This is a genomic window from Haladaptatus caseinilyticus (assembly GCF_026248685.1).
In the GTDB taxonomy this organism is placed as follows: domain Archaea; phylum Halobacteriota; class Halobacteria; order Halobacteriales; family Haladaptataceae; genus Haladaptatus; species Haladaptatus caseinilyticus.
In genome coordinates this window covers 32,332-50,954 of the sequence record NZ_CP111040.1, presented here as the reverse complement: position 1 = coordinate 50,954, position 18,623 = coordinate 32,332, and the positions used below count along the sequence as shown (strand labels likewise).

Annotated in this window: 17 protein-coding genes and 1 pseudogene; 10 read left to right on the top strand and 8 right to left on the bottom strand. The window is 51.4% G+C overall.

All coding sequences use genetic code 11. The features are described from left to right. Positions 1-19: 19 nt before the first annotated feature. Entirely contained in the window at positions 20-1,246 is a 1,227-nt protein-coding gene (locus OOF89_RS17605; protein ID WP_266081446.1) for a CaiB/BaiF CoA transferase family protein, read from the bottom strand. A 477-nt stretch (positions 1,247-1,723) separates the two neighbouring features. On the opposite strand from OOF89_RS17605, the gene OOF89_RS17600 reads away from it, so the two are divergent. Genes OOF89_RS17600 through OOF89_RS17590 form a run of 3 tightly spaced genes read left to right on the top strand, consistent with a single transcriptional unit; the run spans position 1,724 to position 5,232 of the window. Then, positions 1,724-2,737 carry a TAXI family TRAP transporter solute-binding subunit gene (locus OOF89_RS17600; RefSeq protein WP_266081444.1) on the top strand — a complete coding sequence of 338 codons (1,014 nt, stop codon included), beginning with the start codon at positions 1,724-1,726 and terminating at the stop codon, positions 2,735-2,737. Between the two features lie 9 nt (positions 2,738-2,746). After that, positions 2,747-3,241 carry a DUF1850 domain-containing protein gene (locus OOF89_RS17595; RefSeq protein ID WP_266081442.1) on the top strand — a complete coding sequence of 165 codons (495 nt, stop codon included), beginning with the start codon at positions 2,747-2,749 and terminating at the stop codon, positions 3,239-3,241. Beyond that, a complete protein-coding gene (locus OOF89_RS17590; protein WP_266081440.1) occupies positions 3,238-5,232 on the top strand; it encodes a TRAP transporter permease in 1,995 nt (664 codons plus the stop codon). The genes OOF89_RS17595 and OOF89_RS17590 overlap by 4 nt, the downstream gene beginning before the upstream one ends. A 144-nt stretch (positions 5,233-5,376) precedes the next feature. Here the strand turns inward: OOF89_RS17590 and OOF89_RS17585 are convergent, their stop codons facing one another. From OOF89_RS17585 to OOF89_RS17570, 4 genes are all read right to left on the bottom strand, one after another. After that, on the bottom strand, positions 5,377-5,739 hold the full coding sequence (locus OOF89_RS17585; protein WP_266081439.1) for a hypothetical protein: 363 nt from the start codon (positions 5,737-5,739) through the stop codon (positions 5,377-5,379). A gap of 266 nt (positions 5,740-6,005) precedes the next feature. Further along, positions 6,006-7,067 carry a zinc-dependent alcohol dehydrogenase family protein gene (locus OOF89_RS17580; protein WP_266081437.1) on the bottom strand — a complete coding sequence of 354 codons (1,062 nt, stop codon included), beginning with the start codon at positions 7,065-7,067 and terminating at the stop codon, positions 6,006-6,008. Positions 7,068-7,167: 100 nt separating this feature from the next. Then, a complete protein-coding gene (locus OOF89_RS17575; RefSeq protein ID WP_266081435.1) occupies positions 7,168-7,980 on the bottom strand; it encodes an alpha/beta fold hydrolase in 813 nt (270 codons plus the stop codon). A gap of 110 nt (positions 7,981-8,090) precedes the next feature. Next, positions 8,091-8,720 (bottom strand): MaoC family dehydratase, encoded by a 630-nt coding sequence (locus OOF89_RS17570; RefSeq protein WP_266081434.1) that lies wholly within the window; start codon positions 8,718-8,720, stop codon positions 8,091-8,093. A 202-nt stretch (positions 8,721-8,922) separates the two neighbouring features. On the opposite strand from OOF89_RS17570, the gene OOF89_RS17565 reads away from it, so the two are divergent. The 4 genes from OOF89_RS17565 to phaC are packed head-to-tail and all read left to right on the top strand — an operon-like array spanning position 8,923 to position 11,566. Beyond that, positions 8,923-9,243: an AbrB/MazE/SpoVT family DNA-binding domain-containing protein gene (locus OOF89_RS17565; protein WP_266081432.1), complete on the top strand. Its 321-nt coding sequence runs from the start codon at positions 8,923-8,925 to the stop codon at positions 9,241-9,243. Positions 9,244-9,301: 58 nt separating this feature from the next. Continuing rightward, positions 9,302-9,703 carry a hypothetical protein gene (locus OOF89_RS17560; protein WP_266081430.1) on the top strand — a complete coding sequence of 134 codons (402 nt, stop codon included), beginning with the start codon at positions 9,302-9,304 and terminating at the stop codon, positions 9,701-9,703. Between the two features lie 46 nt (positions 9,704-9,749). After that, complete coding sequence (locus OOF89_RS17555; protein ID WP_266081428.1) at positions 9,750-10,298, top strand: poly(R)-hydroxyalkanoic acid synthase subunit PhaE; 549 nt, start codon at positions 9,750-9,752, stop codon at positions 10,296-10,298. After that, complete coding sequence (phaC, locus tag OOF89_RS17550; RefSeq protein WP_303657570.1) at positions 10,295-11,566, top strand: class III poly(R)-hydroxyalkanoic acid synthase subunit PhaC; 1,272 nt, start codon at positions 10,295-10,297, stop codon at positions 11,564-11,566. The genes OOF89_RS17555 and phaC overlap by 4 nt, the downstream gene beginning before the upstream one ends. A gap of 164 nt (positions 11,567-11,730) precedes the next feature. Here phaC and OOF89_RS17545 read toward each other — a convergent pair whose 3' ends face one another. Continuing rightward, complete coding sequence (locus tag OOF89_RS17545; protein WP_266081427.1) at positions 11,731-12,480, bottom strand: beta-ketoacyl-ACP reductase; 750 nt, start codon at positions 12,478-12,480, stop codon at positions 11,731-11,733. Between the two features lie 591 nt (positions 12,481-13,071). Between OOF89_RS17545 and OOF89_RS17540 the strand changes: the two genes are divergently transcribed. After that, positions 13,072-13,626, top strand: coding sequence for a metal-dependent hydrolase (locus OOF89_RS17540; RefSeq protein ID WP_266081424.1), 555 nt, complete (start codon positions 13,072-13,074; stop codon positions 13,624-13,626). Positions 13,627-13,866: 240 nt separating this feature from the next. On the opposite strand, the gene OOF89_RS17535 is transcribed toward OOF89_RS17540, so the two are convergent. After that, entirely contained in the window at positions 13,867-15,126 is a 1,260-nt protein-coding gene (locus tag OOF89_RS17535; RefSeq protein ID WP_266081422.1) for a Cdc6/Cdc18 family protein, read from the bottom strand. A gap of 1,412 nt (positions 15,127-16,538) precedes the next feature. Between OOF89_RS17535 and OOF89_RS17530 the strand changes: the two are divergent. Then, positions 16,539-16,709 (top strand): annotated as a pseudogene (locus OOF89_RS17530) (helix-turn-helix domain-containing protein); the annotation flags it as partial. Next, positions 16,710-17,300, top strand: coding sequence for an IclR family transcriptional regulator (locus tag OOF89_RS17525; RefSeq protein WP_266081786.1), 591 nt, complete (start codon positions 16,710-16,712; stop codon positions 17,298-17,300). It abuts the pseudogene before it with no gap. Positions 17,301-17,398: 98 nt separating this feature from the next. Here the strand turns inward: OOF89_RS17525 and OOF89_RS17520 are convergent, their stop codons facing one another. Continuing rightward, positions 17,399-18,571: a glycoside hydrolase family 18 protein gene (locus OOF89_RS17520; RefSeq protein WP_266081420.1), complete on the bottom strand. Its 1,173-nt coding sequence runs from the start codon at positions 18,569-18,571 to the stop codon at positions 17,399-17,401. Positions 18,572-18,623 lie beyond the last annotated feature (52 nt).

Here is an 18,623-nt window from a genome sequence, read left to right as displayed (position 1 = left end):
AATCGAAACGAAACGTCAGTTAGATGATATCCTTCTCTTCCAATTGGTCGATATCGGATGCTGTGTAGCCGTATTCGGAAAGGATTTGTTCGGTATGCTCGCCGAGCAACGGGGGGTGAGCACGAACGCTCGCTGGTGTCTTCGAGAGATGCATCGGACTGCCAGCCATCTCGACATCGCCTGCAGTCGGATGCGAAACCGATTGGTGCATCCCTCGCGCCGCAACCTGTGGATCATCGAAAACGTCTTCCATGTCCTTTACTTCGCTCGCCGGAACACCGTGGTCGTCCATCACGTCGAGGATTTCCGCCGTCGTATACGCCGCAAATTCCGCTTCAAGCAACGTATCGAGTTTCTCGCGGTTTTCGACGCGTGAGGCGTTGTCGTGAAACCGGTCATCATCGATGAGATCGTCGCGGTCGATTGCGGTACAGAATTTCGGCCAGAGGTTCGGCGAGGGAACCGCGATAACGACGTAACCGTCCGCAGTCGGAAACGCTTGATAGGGGGCAATAGTCGGGTGTTTACTTCCCATCCTATCGGGTGCGGTTCCCGTCGCAAAGTAGTTCGACGCCATGTAACTCATCCATGCGACCTGCCCGTCGAGCAACGACACATCGATTTTTTGACCTGTTCCGTCCCCGAGTTCGCGTTCGAGCAGTGCGGCGAGAATAGCCTGAGTGGCGTACATTCCCGCACCGATGTCAGCGATTGCGACTCCAACACGGACGGGTGCACCGTCTTTTTCGCCGGTAATACTCATCAGGCCACCTTCCGCTTGCATGATGAGGTCATAGGCCGGACGATCTCTGTCAGGACCCCATTCGCCGTATCCCGAGAGGGCACAGTAAATAAGGGCGGGATTATTTTCCCGCAACGTCCGATAGTCGAGCCCCCATTCTTCCATCTTGCCGACGCGGAAATTCGAAACGACGACGTCGGCCTCGCTTGCGAGGTCACGAAAGAGTTCGCGCCCGTCTTCACTCGCGAGATTGAGCGTCATCGAACGTTTGTTCCGATTCACGCTGAGGTAGTAAGCACTCTCGTCCGACTCGCCATAGGTCGGTGGATGCCAGCCACGTGTTTGGTCGCCGCCGTCCGGTCGCTCGACTTTGATGACGTCTGCACCCAGGTCGCCTAACTGCATCGTACAGAACGGACCGACGAGGACGCGAGAGGCGTCGAGGACGGTAACGCCGTCAAGCGGGCCGGAATCGGTTTCCGGTTGTCGTGCTTCTCCAACCATGTATCGTTATTTGAACGCTGGAATTCCGGTGATGTGGTCGCCATCGAGTATCGAGCCGACGCAATCAGTGTACCGGATTATCCGATTATCGATCGAAAATTCTAGTGAGACGAGGTCTAGCATGGTCGTGGTAAGTATTTCGAAAAAACCGGGTTAAACTGTTTCGGTAGGGTATTTGCGGTAGATGTCACTTGTTTCATTTTTCGACATATATCATCAAATGTATATGGCGCGGTCGTCTTGACCGATAGAACGTAGAGGTTCGGGAGAATACGCCACCAGTACGAATTCGTTCTCGTGTAAGTAGCCACTCATACCATTATATTAATAGAAGAGAAGCAATCAGTCTGTCAATAATATTCAACCAGAAAAAGTCAATAAAGTTTACAATCGTCCAATGCTACGTATTATTAACACATATATTTTGATAGATTCCTCATTCGGAGCATTTATTGTTATCAATTGTTGTTTTTGAGTATGGCTAGTGGTAGACCCTCACACGGAATACAAAGACGGACGTTTCTCAAATCAAGTGCAGGTATCGCAACAGCAGCGACTATTGCCGGCTGTTCTGGCGGACCAGCTAAATCCGGCGGTTCGGATGGTTCGAAAGACGGCGGCGGTGGAACACAGTTCGTAACCATCGGAACTGGTGGGACGGGCGGAGTCTACTACCCGCTCGGTGGCGGGATGGCGGACATTATGAACAAGAACCTGAAAAACGTCGAGGCGACTGCCGAATCGACGGGTGCCTCCGTCGAAAACTGCCGTCTTGTCGCAAATGGAGAGATGACCATGGCCCTCGCTCTTGGGAATGCCGTCCTTCTCGCGGTTAACGGCGAAGGTGACTTCAGCAAGGCGCTAAACTTGAAGGCCGCCTTCGGTGCATATCAGAACAGCACCCAAGTCATCACGACGAAGGGTTCCGGTATCGAAACCATTCCGGACATGAAGGGGAAGAAAATCTCCGTCGGTGCTCCCGGTTCCGGAACCGAAGTCATTGCTAAAGAGCTCCTGAGCCACTTCAATATCTCTTACAAAGATATCAATGCACAGCGCCTCTCGTTCAGCGAAACGGCCACAGCGATGCAGGACGGCCAGGTAGATGCCGGTTTCTGGTCGGTCGCCTATCCGGCTTCCTCGATTCAGAACCTTGCCAGCCAGCGCGACATCAAGTTCGTCAAGTTCCCCAAGAAGGACCTGAACAAAATCACGTCGAAGTTCGACTACTATTCGAAGGGGACAATTCCTGCAGGAACCTACAAGGGGATCAATAAGGACGTTCAGGTGCCGGGTGTCACAAACACGATGGTCGTTCAAAACAGCATGAGCGAAGACCTCGCGTACAAACTCACGAAAACGGTTTTCGAAAACCTCGATAGTCTCGCCGAGGTTCATCAGGCCGCAAACCAGTTCGAGGGGACGGCGCGTGCCGCTCCGATTGATCTCCATCCAGGGTCGAAGAAATATTTCGACGAAGCGGGTCTCTAACTCGACTTCATGCGCGTTCGTCTCGTAATGATTCTCGTCGCCTGCGGAGTAGTCGTGGGTGCCGGTGCAACGACAGGTGTGACCGTCCTTCACATCCAAAATGCTCGAACCGACGAAACTGTTGGCATCGAGCGGATCGACCCCGGCCAGGAGTTCGCCATCCACTATACCCATTCGTTCGACAAGACTCCCATTCACGAAGTGTACGTTATTCGCGACGGCAAAATCGTCCAAATCCGAGAAGAATTCCAATATTTCGCGATCGGGCTAGAGTACACTGAGCGCGAGCAAGAGCGAGTCGGGAACTTCACTGTTCTCCACATGGAACGGCCTTTCGACTCATTCGCCCTTCGGGTCGCGACGTACACGAACCAATCGCTTGTCATCGATGACGAACGAACGCCGCTGACTGACTATTCTGACCGGTGGGAGACCCTCACGTTTTCCGCAGAGCGGATTTCGTACCTCGAATACGCATATCTCAAAGCAACCGCACAAGTATGACCAACACAACGACTTCACATCCGGACGAAACAGCTGAATCGGAAACGAAAAAATCACGCGAATTGGCCGGTATCGGCCGATATCTCGCGGTCGCTGTGGCGGTTATCGCCGGCGTCTATCACGTATATACTGCGGGTTTCGGGACGCCCACTGCGTTCATCAACCGACCAGTTCATCTCGCGTTCGTCACCATTCTCGCGTTCTTGCTGTTCCCCGGCCGTACAAAGGACACGAACAGTGTGCCATGGTATGACTGGTTGCTGATACTCGTTTCCGTCCCGAGTATTCTATACATTGCGTACGCCATCAAGTTCGGGACGCTCGCGTCTCGTTCGGGGAGTCCACTGACACGCGACCTTGTCTTTGGAGCAATCACCATCCTCGTCGTGCTCGAAATCACACGGCGTGCGACGGGTCGTGCACTGCCGATCATCGCGTCGTCGTTCCTCCTCTACGCGTACTACGGTCGGAGCATGCCCCAACCGATTATCCACCGCGGATACACCATCGAACGGATCATCTCTCACTCCTACCTCACCACCGAGGGTATCTTCGGCATCCCACTCGGTGTGAGTGCGACCTTCGTTGTTGTGTTCATCATCCTTGGCGCGTTTCTGGAGGTCACGGGCATCGGCGACTGGTTTATCGACCTTGCCTATGGCGCGACAGGACGAACGACCGGCGGCCCCGCGAAAACGTCGGTCATGGCGAGTGGCTTCTTAGCCAGCCTGAACGGCAGCGCAGTCGCGAATACCGCGACCACGGGTGCGTTCACTATTCCGCTGATGAAACGCACTGGATTCAAATCGAAATACGCCGCCGCCGTCGAATCTGCCGCATCGAGCGGCGGTCAAATCATGCCACCAGTGATGGGCGCGGGCGCGTTCATCATGTCTTCATGGACGGGAATCTCTTACGTGACGATTATTGCAGCAGCGTCGATTCCGGCACTACTTTACTTCCTCTCGATTGGCGCAGCCGTTCACTTCCGCGCGAAAAAAGAGGGGCTCGAAGGGATGGCGTCCGAGGACCTCCCCGACACGTGGCACCTTCTTAAAACCGGATTCCACTTCCTGATACCGCTCGTCTCGCTTGTGGTTATGCTTGTCCAAGGGAACTCCGCGATGAAAGCCGCGTTTTACGCCATCTTGCTGACCGTCGTGGTGGCAATTCCACCTGCACGAGCAGGAGAGTTCGGCCGTGCACTCACGAACGGTGATGTCGCGACGATTCGTCGCCTTGGTCGCAGTGCCCTCAGCATTGGCGTCGCCGCTATGGAACGCGGAATGCGGATGACTATCACCGTGGCCGCAGCCTGTGCGACTGCCGGTCTCGTTGTCGGAATGGTCACGCTCACTGGCCTCGGCCTCAAGTTCAGTACGCTCATCACCAGTCTCTCCGGTGGTACGCTCATCATCGCACTGTTCTTGACCATGCTCACATCGATTATCCTTGGCATGGGACTTCCAACAACGGCAGCGTACGTCGTTCTCGCAGCACTCGGCGCACCTGCACTCGTCAACATGGGTGTCGAACTGATCGCTGCACACCTGTTTATTTTCTACTTCGGCATCATCTCGGCGATTACACCACCGATCATGTTGGCAGTGTTTACCGCAAGTGGAATCGCCGAATCAGATCCGTGGAAAACTGGCTTTACCGCGCTCAACCTCGCCGCTGCAGGCTTTCTTGTGCCATACATGTTCGTCTACGGGCCACAACTCCTGCTCATCGGTTCAACGACCGAAATCGCCATTAGTGCAACAACGGCAGTCATTGGTGTCCTTGCACTGTCCGCCGGAACACAAGGATATCTGTATATGGCCGCTAGCTACCCCGAACGGGCCGCGCTCGTTATTGGCGCAGTGGTACTTATTGCACCGGGGATGATGACCGACATTGTCGGATTCGCCGTCATTGCCGCTGTACTTCTCAAACAGTACATGTTCAACGAACCGCCAGGAACACCAACCCCTGCAGGCGCGGACTGAACGCTTTTCGCTTTGTTATCGGTTACCGTCGCTGCCGAGCCACTACGAAAATCGAATATGGTTTGTCATTGATCGGTGAAGAAATTGAGAACCGACATTACATGTGCATGCTGTTATCGGCCTGCGATTCGGCGTGAAATCGGATCAGATTCCAGGAATCCCGAGGGCGCCAGAAGCGACGATGTCCAACAGTGCGAGGAGGTACAACACGATTGCGGCCGCGAACCACGCGACCAGTCCGATGACGATCGCAGTCCCCCATCCTCCGGGATACCGCCAGTTGATAACGCCAATCCATGCAACAAGCGCTAAGAGTGCCCCGAGGAGGGGTATCCAACCAACGAAGAAGCTGATGATGCCCCACACTATCGAACCGATAAGGGCCGTGACGATGGCGTGTGAGTAGCCACTTGGACGGTCGGTTGCGACCCTCGCTCCAACGTAAATACCGAACCCACCGACCAGCAAACTGACGATGAGGATGATGAGCGTATCCACGAGAGCCATATTACGGACATCCCCGATTCACGTAGACTGCGTTCGTGCTAACATCCGATTCGTAACGTTTCACTGTTTTCCCCCGACTAATAGAACGTTCTCAGAGATGGTATGTCTGTCGGCTGTTCTGTTCTTATTTTCGATATTAAAACGAACAGAATACCTTTTCGAAAATGATAAGCATTGATCAGCAACCCTTAACCAGGGTCTATAGGCATGTCGAAAAACAGTCCGTTAATATAGAAACGGTGTGATTCTCACTCACGGACGAGCAATCACGCGAACTCGTCGATGACCGGTATACCCATCGTCTCGAAATCGTCCATCGATGCCAGTCGGTCGGACACGTCGTCGAGCGCCACCGTCTCCGAAACCACAGCGCTCGGGTCGAGTTTCCCGGTATCGACCATCCGGAAGATTTCGTCGTAACTGGTGGGAGGCATACCGAGCGAACCGACGAACTCGATCTCCTGCATGACCATCAAATCCGTCGGAAGTGCCACTTTCCCTTCCTCGGCCTGTGTACTCAGGCCGACTTGGACATGCTGACCGCGAGTGCCGAGACTCATCACCGAATTTCGACAGGTCGTCTCGATTCCAAGGGCATCGACAGAAACGTCGGCACCACCGTCGGTAATCGCTTTGACCGTCTCGGGAACGTCGTTTTCACTCGCATTGATCGCCTCGGCTGCGCCAAGGTCCGTCGCTTTTTGGAGTTTGTCGTCCATTAGATCCACAGCGATGACGTTCGCACCGAGAGCATCTGCGATGTGAACTGCCGAGAGGCCAACACCGCCACAGCCGTGAATGGCGACCCAATCGCCTGCTTCGACGTCCGCACGGTGAGCAAGCGCATGGAACGAAGTCATGAATCGGCATCCCAAGCCAGCCATATCGACCGACGAGACGCCCTCTGGCAGTCGAACGGCGTTGTGGTCGGCGGTTGGGATGTGGAGCTGTTCGGCGAACGCTCCCTGAACCGGTTCGGCGAATCCTAATGGCATCACGTTTTGACAGGTGTTCCCATGACCGGTCCGACACTGGTGACAGGTACCGTCACCGATGTTGAACGGGACGGCGACCCGATCACCGACCTTGATGTTCTCGACCTCGTCCCCAACTTCGATGACTTTGCCAGCAGGTTCGTGGCCGAGTATCTGTCCGGTCGGCGGCTTGATGCCGAGCCAATCCCAGTCTCCCTGCCAACCGTGCCAGTCGCTTCGACAAATACCACACGCCTCGACTTCGATTACTGCCCCCTCAACCGCAGGGTCAGGGGAGTCTACATCTTTGATAGCAAGCGGTTCTTGATACTCTTCTAAGACAGCGGCGCGCATGAAATGTACATCACGGTCGATAACAGGAAATAATTTTTGACAGTATTGTGGGTTTTCAGTGGCAGCGCATCGGTAGGAATGACAGTATTCGCGCTATCGATTATCGGTCGTCAACCACCACTAAATCAGCGATAAACCTATCGACTGCGGAATCGAACGCTTCGGGGTTATCCATATTCATCAGATGTCCCGCATCGGGGATTTCGACATGTGAACTATGTTGTATGCTTTCTGCGATTCGGACGTTTTGCCTGCGGACCGCGCGGGTTTCGTGGTCGCTGGTGAGTACTAGTCCTGGGCACGATATCGAAACGTCCGTTCGCAGGTCGCAGGTGTACATCGCATCAAATATCTTCGCAAATTCCTCAGCGCTGATTCGATCGCTGTCTCGAAGTGCGTACTTTCGGGTATCTCGGTCGAGCGATATCCACTGATGACCTTCGAAAAGATGAAACAGCGGAAACGAGAGTCTGAAGTACGACTGTGGCCCCAGGTTGGATAGCGCGAGATGGCGTTGTAGCCGCGGAAACAACAGCTCTTTTTGGGTTTGCGTGAGCGGAAATGGGGGAAACGACTGCACTGTATTTGCGAGTACGACACCCAATACGTCGTCCGGGTAGCGATCTACATACTTTTGTGCGATCATCCCGCCGAGTGAAAGTCCGCAGAGAACGGGCATCTCGACGGAAAGTTCAGTCAGTAGTCGTCGAAGGTCATCGACGAAGAGGTCCATCGAATAGGTCGATTTCGGTGACCCGCCAGTTTGTCCGTGGCCTCGAATATCGTATGAGATAACGTGATAGTCACGCTCGAATCGTTCCATCTGGTCCGTCCACATCCGCTCACTCAACCAGCCACCATGGATAAATATCAGCGGCGTTCCCGTTCCCCGTTGGGTGTAGTGGGTGTTCATGGTATCTGTTTTTAATTATCGTTTGTACCGACTCACGTTCGAGCGATCGCGTTCGGTCATCATACCGATAGTAGAACTATCGGACCAATGTTCGGGGAAAGCGAAGCCGTTCACTTCGATTCCGTTGTTTTCTCCGGGAGAGTATCAATGAGGACGGTCGACTCTCCTTCGACGACCGATTGGCCGTCTTCGTCGTACACGACCGTCGAGAGCGTATATCGGTCGTCGTTGAGAACGTCGATTACCTCGACGACCGCGGTGAGTGTTTGCCCGGGTGTAACCGGCTTCATGAACGAAATATCCTGAGAGAGATATATTGTCAGGCCTGGAAGACGCGCTAACGCTGCGCTGATCAGGCCAGAAACGAGGGTTCCATGGACAATTCGTTCGCCAAATCGAGTTTCCATTGCGAATCCGTCGTCCAAATGGAGTGGGTTCGTATCTCCACTTGCGCGGGCAAACGCTTCGACATCTGCGTCGGTGAGCGTTTTGGTAAACTCGACAGTGTCACCAAGACTAATATCGTCCGGGTCCTCGACGGACCGATCGAACGTCCATGTTTCTGTAGATTGTTGGGGTTGTTCAGGGCTGTGAGAACCGTTTGTCTCAGTCGAAAAGCCAAATGCGGCGAGCGAAGCCCGGTTTACTTCGAAGAAGCTGTTCATCACATGCTCAGATGCATCCAACCACGATTTCGTTATCGTTCGACCGAGGTTTGCCGAGGATTCGTTTTTGCTCATGGTAAGGGATTGTCCGAACTAGAGAGTATGTGGGAGAGGAACATAATAGTAATTCCGGTGGCAATAGAGGGTCGTCCAGGAAAGTAAGGTTGACGTGCTCAACGTTCTCGATGACACTGGAAACCAATCAATGGCATTCTATCCCATTTAGTGTCTTTCGGCGGTAGATTTTTACAGAGGTCTGTCGTACATGTGTTCGACGATGACGAATCAGGACGACCGAAGTATGTGGCCACCCGCTCTGTTTGCGAACCAGCTGCAACAGGCGAGTGAGAATGCGGCGGAGAAACAGTTGGATATGTGGGAACAGATGGTCTCCGGGACTAGCGGTTCGAAAGTCGATGAGTTTTCGAAGGTCGAGTCCATCGGGAGAGAGACCGCAATTTTCAAAACTCGTGTCCAGAGTGGTGGCCGAATCAGTATTCCCGATGCCGAGAGAGAGGTACTCGACATCAATGAAGGAGACATCGTACAGACGATCGTTATTCCCTTCAAGAAACAATCAACAAACGATGATGAATAACAATCCATTCGCACCGATATTCGAGATGCAACGTCAATCGATCGAGCAGGGACGGAAAATGAGTAAACAGACTATCGAAGTCCAGAGTGAGATGTCCGACTCATTCACCAGAGCGGTCGAACAGCAAAAGTCGGCTCAGTCGAAGGGGTTCGATGCGTGGAAATCGGCTACCGAGGCGTCGATCGACGTGATTGATAGCATGACGCCTTCGGACTCGACAGCGGTCACGAGTATGCACGAAGCGATAGACGATCAGTTCGACGTGTTGAATCACATTCATAATCAGGTGTGGGAGTCTATCGAACGCAACGTCGAGAATAGCATCGAAGCATCCGAAGAGATGAACGAAAGTTACAGTTCGTTCGTCGACGATTCCGCCGAAATGATGCTGGAGACGAACAAGCAGTTCGAAGAACAGTCGGATGCCGTGGTCGATGCGACCGAGTTCAAGACCGAGTAGCTTCTGACTAACGCTTTTGTCACTCCACCACGAAATACCCATATCCATGACAGACACAAACCCATCAAAGAACGCCTCACAAAACAAGTACATGAATGAAATGAATGATGCCTTTATCGAGTCGCTCGAACGAAACGTCGAAGCACAGACTGCTTTCGTCGATTCATGGATGTCGGCATTCGATACCACTGAAACGGATGAGAAGGCATCGGACGGGATGAACGGGTATATCGGTGCGTACGAAGCATGGATGGACGCCGCTCAAAAGCAGTTCGAGCGGATAAACGACGCACTTGACGGGGAAGATGTCCCCATCGAAGAGTTCCGAGACATCTGGCTGAAGGCGGCCAACGATGCGTTCAAAGAGGTCACGACCACATCCGAGTTTGCTTCCATGACTGCTGACTCCGTCGAAAACTCGATGGCGTACAAGCAAACCATGGACGAAGCTACTGAACAAACGCTTGGCGCATTCGGTCTTCCGACAGAAACAGATATTCAAGAAATCGGAGAGCGATTGGTCGAAGTGGAGCGACGACAACACGACATCGAGCGGAAACTAGACCGAGTGCTCGACGTGGTAGAGAGCGAATGAACCCGTTTACGCTCATCACCGATATGCAACGTCAACAGTGGGAGAAAGCAACCGAAATGATGGACAAAAGTACCGTACTCCCCGAGCAAATCGAGCGGATGTCGGACGTCGAAGTCGGTCAAACCCCCTGCAGGGAGGTGTACTCAGAAAACAAACTCACGCTCAAACATTACGAGCCGACGACGGACAAACAGCATGACGTGCCAATCCTCATCGTCTATGCGCTGATCAATCGGCCATATATTCTCGATCTACAGCAGGATCGAAGCGTGGTCAAAACGCTGCTCGACCAAGGATTCGATGTCTACATGATTGATTGGGGCGAGCCGTCAAAACTTGACGCTCATCTCACGCTCTACGACTACGTTGATCGATATATCGACAACTGCGTCGATGTCGTTCGCGAGCGGTCCGGAGAGGATTCGATCAACGTTCTCGGTTACTGTATGGGTGGGACTATGAGCGCGATGTACGCTTCTTTGCATCCGGACAAAGTCAAAAACCTTGGATTGATGGCCGCCGGACTGTCCTTCGATGGCGATGGCGGAGTCCTCGAACTATGGGGAGACGACGAGTATTATTCACCCGAAGTACTCACAGAGACGGTCGGAAACGTCCCATCCGAATTTCTTGATGTCGGGTTCGCGCTCATGGATCCAGTCGATAACTTCGTCACCAAGTACGTCCGGTTGTTCGATAACATCGACAATGACGAAATGGTCGAGAATTTCGCCCGGATGGAACGGTGGATTGGCGACGGCATTGATGTCGCCGGGGAAACGTACCGCCAGTTCATAGAGGACATCTACCAAGATGACAAATTGATGAGGAACGAACTCCATCTGAACGGGAGGCATATAGACCTGGACGACATTGACATGCCCGTACTCCAAATCGTCGGGGAGTACGACCACTTGATTCCACCCGAGGCAAGCAAACCGTTCAACGAGGTCGTTGGAAGTGACGACACCTCCGTTCTAGAGTTCCCGACCGGACATATCGGCCTGTCCGTTTCATCTAGTTCACATACGAAGTTATGGCCAAAAGTCTGTGACTGGTATGCTGGACGCTCGGTAACCCAAGAGAATCTCGAAGCTGTGTCGGGAATCGGTTCAGTGTACGCGGAACGACTGCAAGCAGCCGGTATCGATACTCTCTCTGCGCTCGCTGATGCCGATGCAAGTCATCTCGCAGAAGAGACCGATTTCTCCGAGAAGACCGTTCGAGAGTGGATTGATCAGGCTGTTCGCCTTACGGCGTCCAAATGACCTGCTAATAGGAAGTTTCTCTGATGTATTCCGTCGTCGCTTTCGCTCCTGGATTATCGCCTTCCAAGGCGACCTATTTTGCCGATCGATAATAGTCGGGAGAAAGTCATTCAGCCCTGAAATAGCTGGTTCGGCGCTGAAGAACGAGTAGTACTACCCTCCGATTACCACTCCATTCCGCCGTTGATTCCAAGGATTTGCCCGGTCATATATGAGGATTCCTCGCTCGCCAGAAATCGAACTACACCGGAGATATCGTCTACGTCAGCGAATCGGTCGAGTGGAATCCGGTTGCGGATTTTCCCTTGAATTTCCTCGTCTACATCCGCGAGCATATCGGTTCTCGTGAAACCAGGTGCGACACAATTCACTGTCGAACCCGAATTTGCCAGTTCGAGAGCGAGTGTTCGCGTAAAGCCAAAGAGTCCACTTTTCGTGGTTGCGTAATTTGCCTGACCGTAGTTCCCTTGTTGTCCCACAACGCTTGAAATATTGATGAGACGCCCTTCCGGTGCCTGTTTGATGTCGTCGTAGAAGGCTTTCGTACAATTGAACACCCCTCCAAGGTTCACGTTAACAACGCGGTCCCAGTCTTCGCGGGTCATATTCTTAAACGTGCGGTCAACGGTGATGCCCGCGTTGTTCACCAGCACATCGGCGGGACCAAACCTGTCTTGGACAATATCCGACATTTCCTCTACCTCCTTCTTGTCGGTTACGTCTGCCTGTACAGCGATTGCGTTGTTCCCTTCCGCTTCAATTGATTCAACAACATCGAGAGCTTCCCCCTCAGAGGAGCGATAGTTTACGACGGTATCCGCACCATCGCGTGCAAGATCTCTCGCAATTTCCGCCCCGATTCCCCGTGATGCACCAGTAACGACGCACGTTTTTTCGTTAGTGTTTCCTGTCATTTTTCTATAATTTTGATTATACGTCAGTTTTTCATGTCCGGCGACGCTTTCGATTCTGTTGTAGCACACGTCTGCCGAATCGCCGGTCAAGTTGGGTACCACAGTCTACTATAAAAAAATAACCCAATATTGATAAGATGAATATATATTATATTGTATACGAATGTAGTTAGAAAATGGAATTCCACATATCATTTGAGGGGACGAGCAGCACCAATTCGGTTATCAGACTTCTATTCGTCGCAGAAGAAGGAACCAAAAGCCAGCTATCGCGAGTGCTAATCATCTGTCCCCCATTCAGTAGCGACAAGACCTGAAATTCCCTATATTAAAATATCTGTTACGTATGACAATTATAAATATCGAGTCGAGTTCGTTCACGACGTAAAACCGTCGTAATTAGAAATTCCTTTTCAGATGATAAGTTCATAGAGAGTAGTAAGATGAGGAGATAACAATGAAAGGATCAATATAAAAAGGGAAATTATCGAACGGAAGCGCAAGTTTAGGTGTGAAGTGTGGTTGCCAATTTGATTGAAATACGTGACATCGAAAGCGAAGTAGCTAACAAAACTGAGCAAGGATATTACGATGATGTGGCCCTGGGGACATCTCGCCGTCGGATATCTGTTGTATTCGCTGTCAAGTCGAGTATCTACTCATCGTAGACCGACGGCACTCGGGACCCTGTTCGTCGCCATCGGAACGCAGTTTCCCGACCTGATCGATAAGCCATTTGCGTGGACGTTCGCTATTCTCCCAACGGGGCGGTCGCTGATGCATTCGTTGCTGACTGCGGCTCTAATTCTAAGTGTTGGCTGGCTCCTTATTCAGCGGTATTCAAAACAAGTTCCGTGGCAGGCGTTTGCCATCGGCTATCTCAGTCATCTTGCGATGGATATAGCAAAACCAGTTCTTGATGGTGATCTTTCGAAGCTGAGTTTTCTGCTCTGGCCAGTACTCCCATCACCATCTTACGAAACGGAGCAAAGTTTTCTCGCACACTTTGCGGAACTAGATCTTTCGGTGTTCGTCCTCAGTCAGTTCGCTCTCGTGGGAATCGCATTCGTCGTTTGGATAGCCGACGGATCACCGGGGTATCGTGCGCTCCGGAAACGAAAGTGGCTTTCGTCGAGTAATCAATGACGCTTCGCGAACAGATGACAGTGCAAAACAGTAGAAGCTAAAAAAGATACGGTTGGAGTTTCGATACGATTGCGTGTTGAATACGACTGGTTTACACTCTTGACCGGGGGTGTCTGCTGTGCGTATGACAATCATATTTTTTCATACAAAATGATTGTCCTCGTTCTAACTAAGTAGTTGAATTCGATAACATTAGAGAAGTCGCAGAGAGAATCATAATGGAAACAAAAGACTGCAGGTTCAGTCTAAATCGTCGAATCGACTGTCCCTAAGAACGGATTTGAGCACGACGTTGGTGTCCTGCACAAGTCGATGTTCGAGATAGCTTCCCTGTCCACGTCCACCACCCGTTCGAGTTGATTCGACGACGCCGAGAAATGCTTGCTCTTTCAGCAGTTCGTAGACGCGGTGTTCACTAAGTACGTTTGCATCAAGATTACCACAGACGTTCGTATATTGTTTGTAAATTCGACTCGTAGAGAATTCGTTTTCTCGATTCTCCCGAGTAAGTATTGCGAGCGAATAGAGGATGAATTTCACTTGCGTCGTCGATCCACGAAGCAGTTCCTCAAAACGGTCGACTTCTGCCCATTCTTGCGCATCGCGAACATGTTCGTCGGTGATTTCTCCGTCCGCCTGCCGTTCAGCCAACTCTCCAGCGTGGCGAAGGATCTCGATAGCTTTGCGAGCGTCACCGTGTTCTTGTGCTGCAAACGCAGCAGTGAGTGGAATCACATCATCGGTGAGGACATTGTCTTTGAACGCATCACGACGATGTTCCATAATTTCGCGAAGTTGGTTCGCATCGTATGGCTGAAACACGAATTCTTCCTCACGAAGACTGCTTTTCACACGTTCGTTCAGGCTATCTCGGTACTCGATTTTATTGCTAATTGCAACGATACCAAGATGGCACTCGGCTTTTCCGGATTCGCGCGCACGCGAAAGTTGCATAAGCACGTCGTCGGTTTCGAGGCGGTCAACTTCGTCGAGGATGACGAGCACCGAATCATAGCTCGCATCGAGGACCTCCCAAAGATAGTCGTAATATTCTCCACTCCCGATACCCGTCCGTGGTATCGAGAGGCCAGTCGAAACCTCGTCGTTTAGCGTTCGTGTGATGCTCCTAGCGACGCGGGTATGTGTATCGTGTTGGGCACAGTCGACATACACGGTCCCGACAGTGAGGCCCTGCGCGGCCGCGGCTTGTCGCGCTCGCTCGGTGACGTGACGAGTGACAAGTGATTTTCCTGTTCCCGTCTTCCCATAAATCATTACGTTGTTCGGGGGTTCGGACCGAACGATGGGTCGAAGTTCGGCGGCGACGGACTCGATTTCCGTATCCCGGCCTACGATTCGATCGCTTTCCGGAACGTGCCCGACTTTGAGGAGCTCTTTTCGCTCGAAGACTTGAGTAGATGCATCATCGTCATCAATGCTAAACAGAGGATCTTCCGAACCATCCTCGAAATCGGTTATCCGAGTCGATTCATCAGGCATACCACAGTGAGTGTTCGCTTAATATAAATAGCTACTCCAAGCGGGCCAAGAGTGTAACTCTTCGGAATACCGTATAGAGAATGGCTGAATAAGAGGTATTTCCATGGTCGTACGGAAACCATAGACAGAGTGAAATTGAGACGGGTGTCGTTGTATGATAGTCGTTGGTGTCTGATGAACGTTCTACTCTGCATGCCACACCCCTCGTCCAGAGTGTATGACGAGTTAGGTTCAGTCGTGTTTTCTGTATCGTCAAGACACCCCTCACCCAGAGTGTAACTATACACAAATAGACGCAACCAGTCGCATCCTGCTAACAGAAATTCGAGCTAGTTATCAGATGTGTACGCTGGTTTCACGCCGTCCGCCACACACCCCTCGTCCAGAGTGTAATAGAAAAAGAGCCGCTGGGGAAAGAGAGTGAGGCCGAATAAATGAAAAGTTTCTGATACAATAGGGTTCGTAGAGGGCAAGTAGAACATAAGTATTATATGAGTACAGAACATAAAAGTCCATTAAGTAAAAATCCGTTATCTAAAGGAAACGGATTTGTAAATCCGTTTCCCGACCAGAAGAACGGAGCCTCCCGAGTAGCGCCTTTCAGTTGTTTTATTCACTGCTGCGTCCCCGCTAGATGCAGTAAAACGTCTCTTTTTTCTTCGTCTTCGACTGTGTACCATCCTCCCCACCCCATCCTCAACCGATACACTCTGGACGAGGGGTGTGTCCCCCTCACCCTCGACCGTTATTCCGTGAGTTTGAGGCATCTCATTTCACTATCGAACTCATCCTGCGTTTCACTCTTGACGGGGGGTGTCTCGAATCAAGATTTCACGTCAGTGTTTCGGTTGAAAACTCCGATTGGAACTTCCAGCGATGTCATTGCGCTTTCCGTTTTGTGAATATTTAGCATCGTCCGTTTGCATTGATTTGCCAGTGGTAGTCGACAGACGAATGTCCCGACTCATGTCTGTTCGATTTTTCGCCGTATCATCTCTGAACTGACCGATTCGATTATGCGATGCTGACCGTTCGACCGACCAAATTTAGCAATCAACTCTTTGTGTTCTATTTGATTATCGACCGGGCTTATTTTTTAGTAGCAAAGCTCGGACATTCTAACTGGCATTGCTAAATAGTCCTATTGCTTGGGATTATTGCCTGGTAATACTATCTAAAATTGCTATATGGCATTTCTGATCAGTATTACTGATCAGACTAACTGATAATACTGGCGGGCAAGTGTTCTTCCTACTATTATCGGCAGACGACGGCAATCGTTATTGTAATTGCATGGCTTACAATTGCTGTTCGGTTTTTACTCGCCATAATCACCGTTTTCACGACTATACCTTTTTGCGTGAAGGAAATTATATAACTATCCTCGGGAATACAAAGAGACGTAAAGGGCAATGACCCGCGAATCAAATACTCCAGTCAGGACAACCGCGCGGTCGTTCGATATCATCGAAACTCTTCGTGAACTCGATGGTGCTCGTCTCACCGAGATCTCCGCACATCTTGATCTTCCCGATAGTACAGTGCATAACCATCTCCGTACACTCGCGCAACGAGGATATGTTGTGAGGGATAACAACACCTATCACGTAAGTCTGCGGTTTCTCGATTTCGGGGAATACGCACGCTCCCGGCGGAAAGTATACGAACTGGCCAAATCGGAAATCGATACATTGGCATTTGAAACTGAAGAGTCAGCAAGCCTACTTGTCGAGGAGGACGGTGTTGGCGTCTATATTTATAACACACAAGGGGACGATGCGATTCCACTCGACACTCGTCCTGGGAAACATGTGCCACTCCACGCAACTGCGCTCGGAAAAGCCATTCTGGCCTATCTTCCGGAAAGCAAGACCGAATCGATTTTTGATCGGCGGGAGCTATCTGCCCAGACTGTCAAGACGATAACCGATCCTGTCGAACTCCGCGCTGAACTGGAGATGATTCGGGAGCAAGGATACGCTGTCGACGACGAGGAACGAGTCCGGGGTGTTCGCTGTATTGCGGTCGCGATCAAAAACGAGAACGGACAGGTTATCGGAGCGATCAGCGTCTCCGGCCCAGCGAGCAGACTCGACGATGACCTTCGCGAGCGCTTATTAAAAAACCTCAGACGTGCAAAGAATATAATAGAGCTAAAACTAACTCATACATGATTGGCATCCTGTGAAAATATGCCAGGGTATACTTGCGAAAACATTCCGCCACACTACTACGACGGATGATTTAGTTGGACTACTCAAATGGATGATTTTCAGGCGTGCAATCGGTCGTGCATTTCGCTGATGAGGGTATTGCTTGGATCCTGAGAGAGTTCCCAACACATCGCTCCTCCGAACCCATTGGCTTTCGCGTACTCTACCTTGTTCGATATTGAATCAACGTTATCATAGGAGATGAACGTGTTTTCCACCGTGGAATATAGCCATGGCACCTTTGCGTCGGGATGCCAGTGATATTCGTAGTCCGATTGCGGTTTGATATTCTCTCGGATATTATAGTACGTCTCGGACGTTGACGAACTGAACGAATTGAACAATCCGTCGTTCGTCGGTGCGACACCCGAATAGGAACGGCCGTAAAATGGCATTCCCATCACAAGCTTGTCCTTCGATATTGGTTTACTGCCCCAATACTCCATGTGATTAGTAGTGTTCCAACTTTGTTGCCCGTCGGGATCTTCCGGCGGTGAATCGAATGGGGCATTGAAGTTAGTGTCGTTACTCCAATCACCATGATAATCGTATGTCATTACATTGATATGATCGAGGTAGCTACTGATAGTACCCAATTCATACGCATCGTCGACGATGTTCGGATTAGGGGATCCAGCCATCGTTAGGTGAGTCCACGAACCAAACCTCGAATCGAGTTCGTTACGACACGCCTCTAAGAGTAGTGTGAAGTTATGTGGATCCTCTGCACGAACCGTTCCATCCGGATACTCCCAATCGAGGTCGAGGCCGTCGAAGTTGTACTGCTCCATGATATCGACGGCCGTCTTGGCAAACCGTTGGCGTCGTGCGGCCGTCGATGCAGCGTCGGAAAACGTTCCGGAATACCAACCGGAACTGATGGAAAGCATGAATACCGTATCTGTGTTGTCGTAGGTTGCGAGGTCGCTGAGCAGACTCTTTTCCGAGGAATCGCCGACGACGACCGTTCCGTCCGACTGTGGCTCGAGGAAGGCATAGTTCAAGTGTGTGAGCTTGTCAAACGGTATATCTGATGGGGTGTAATTGCCTGCCCACGATGGATAATACCCGACGACGCGGTTACCGTAACTTCCGTGTGCTTTTACCCCGCGCGTGACGAACGTCCCCGTCGTTGCGAGCGCACCAGTCCCCTTCAGGAACGTGCGTCGCGATGCGTCTCGAGTTAGCTTTCGCCCGATACGATTCGACGTTTGAATTTCTTCTCCCGTCATACAGCCGTAATAATATATTAATACTAATAAAAATTGTTGATGAAAAGATATA